The organism is Moorena sp. SIO1F2, assembly GCF_010672755.1.
Classification (GTDB): Bacteria; Cyanobacteriota; Cyanobacteriia; order Cyanobacteriales; family Coleofasciculaceae; genus Moorena.
In genome coordinates this window covers 1-1,697 of the sequence record NZ_JAAHFV010000637.1, presented here as the reverse complement: position 1 = coordinate 1,697, position 1,697 = coordinate 1, and the positions used below count along the sequence as shown (strand labels likewise).

Sequence of the window (1,697 nt, the reverse complement as noted above, 5' to 3'; positions counted from 1 at the left end):
TGGCGAAGGTCGGGTGGCGGAGCAGGGCGTCGAAGTGGGTGATGGCCTGACCTTCGGCCCGGCACCCCGAGCGATGGTCGGCCAAGACCGGCCATCCGAGTTTGCGGGCGACGGCCAGCACGGCCTGAGGGTCATCGGTCTCGGCTCCGGCCACGATATACTCCCTACTCCCTACTCCCTACTCCCTACTCCCTACTCCCTACTCCCTACTCCCTACTCCCTGCTCCCTGCTATAACCCTCAACAACTGTGCCTTTCCCCAAACTATTCCAAAAGCTCCAACACAGCTTTCGGTGAAAGTTTATCCTTAAACCAAACAACTTGAGCTGGTAAATTCTTCACCGTAACCCCAGCTTTCTCCAAATTTAACCGTTCCGAAATCGCCAGAATCAAATTCTCACATTCCGCCTTGCGCACCTGAGCGAATTTCTTCCTTAAATACTCTGGACGCCAGTAACCAATAATTTCTAATAGGAAATTTCGCCCATCAGGATGAACAATCCGAAAGTCGGGCACCATCACACTACCAGGAATAGGAATTAAATCCACTTCTCGCTCTAAGACCCACTCAGTTTTCTGAGATTCCCAACGCTTAGCAAAGGAAGCTTCTAACATACTGTCGTAGGGTTTACCAGGGGGATAGTGAGTCACCAAGCCACAGCGGTCATTAAGGCTAAAATGCCCCGTCTTGATCGTACCGCTGTAAGGGTCACGGCTTTGTAAGGTAGCCTTGAGACTCCATTTAGTAACGTGTAGTAAGGCTGGAATCAGTTTTGCGATCGCTAAACCATAGCGAGTACTCGGCTTAAATAAACTAGTCGGTCCATCAATAGTAATCGTGAAGCCATGATCCGCATCCCCTTCAATGTAGGTCATCAGCTGAAACAACTTCAAATAGCGGATTAATAGCTTATACTCCCCTGGAACATTCCGGTGAGCATTCAGAGTCATCTCAGATGCCCGATAAAAAATACCCTGAACTTGAGATAAATTATAGCGATGTAGTAATGCTTCTGGTGCTGGGTGATCGAACTGAGTCAGAATACGATTTTCGTGTAAATCCGCATAAAGTCCTTTAGAAATTTGCTCAGGCAACACTTCCTGGTTTAATTCCTTAGATAAAGCAGTGCTCACGCTTTCTAGAGTCTCCTGAGTTGCCTGACGACTAGGAACAGATTGAGCCGCCAGAGCAAAGACTCGTTGACGGAGTTCCTTAGGGTCTATGGGGCTAACAACTTCAAAGGTACTGAAGCTCGTTTTAAGAATATGGGCTAAACCTCGTTTAACCCGGTAGTCAGGGCTATCTCCTTCCCAATCAGACAACTTACGGTCTAGTTCCCCTTGGGTACTACCAGTAGCCTCAATAAAGCAGCAAATTAACTCAGCTGCCATAGCACAGGTCTGATTGTTAATCAGCAACCGTTTGGGAATGATTTCTTCGCCATTTTGTCTACTAATTAGCAAATCAGTCGGTAGCATTAATAATTAATAAGTCGTTTTTTTCTTTCTTTGCTGTGATATCTTGCTTTTATTGGCGGTGTCATGATAATAATAAACGGGTAAAGACACTGCCAGCTTACCTGGTACAGAGAATAAACAGAGAGTAAATGTTCAAGGAGGTTTTTAGTAAACTATTATACCAAAATTTATTCTTTACTCGAAATACTTCCTTTGACCCTAACCTTAACGGTTAGGGTC

General features: G+C 45.8%; 3 protein-coding genes. 1 reads left to right on the top strand and 2 read right to left on the bottom strand.

Annotation, left to right across the window (positions count from 1 at the left end):
• Positions 1 to 121 (bottom strand): hypothetical protein (locus tag F6J94_RS34600; RefSeq protein WP_367142323.1); only part of this gene is annotated, 121 nt, incomplete at its 3' end.
• On the opposite strand from F6J94_RS34600, the gene F6J94_RS33645 reads away from it, so the two are divergent.
• Complete coding sequence (locus F6J94_RS33645; RefSeq protein ID WP_367142322.1) at positions 74 to 310, top strand: hypothetical protein; 237 nt, start codon at positions 74 to 76, stop codon at positions 308 to 310. The genes F6J94_RS34600 and F6J94_RS33645 overlap by 48 nt on opposite strands.
• Here the strand turns inward: F6J94_RS33645 and F6J94_RS33640 are convergent.
• The gene (locus F6J94_RS33640; RefSeq protein WP_293048249.1) at positions 264 to 1,478 is read right to left on the bottom strand and encodes a DUF790 family protein; all 1,215 of its coding nucleotides are present in this window, start codon (positions 1,476 to 1,478) and stop codon (positions 264 to 266) included. The two genes, F6J94_RS33645 and F6J94_RS33640, sit on opposite strands and share 47 nt — an antisense overlap.
• Positions 1,479 to 1,697: the final 219 nt, after the last annotated feature.

What these genes read in the sequence shown, in the direction of transcription:
- F6J94_RS33645 (WP_367142322.1), top strand. Translation starts at nt 74, where the DNA reads ATGGTCGGCCAAGACCGGCCATCCGAGTTTGCGGGCGACGGCCAGCAC.
- F6J94_RS33640 (WP_293048249.1), bottom strand. Translation starts at nt 1,478, where the DNA reads ATGCTACCGACTGATTTGCTAATTAGTAGACAAAATGGCGAAGAAATC.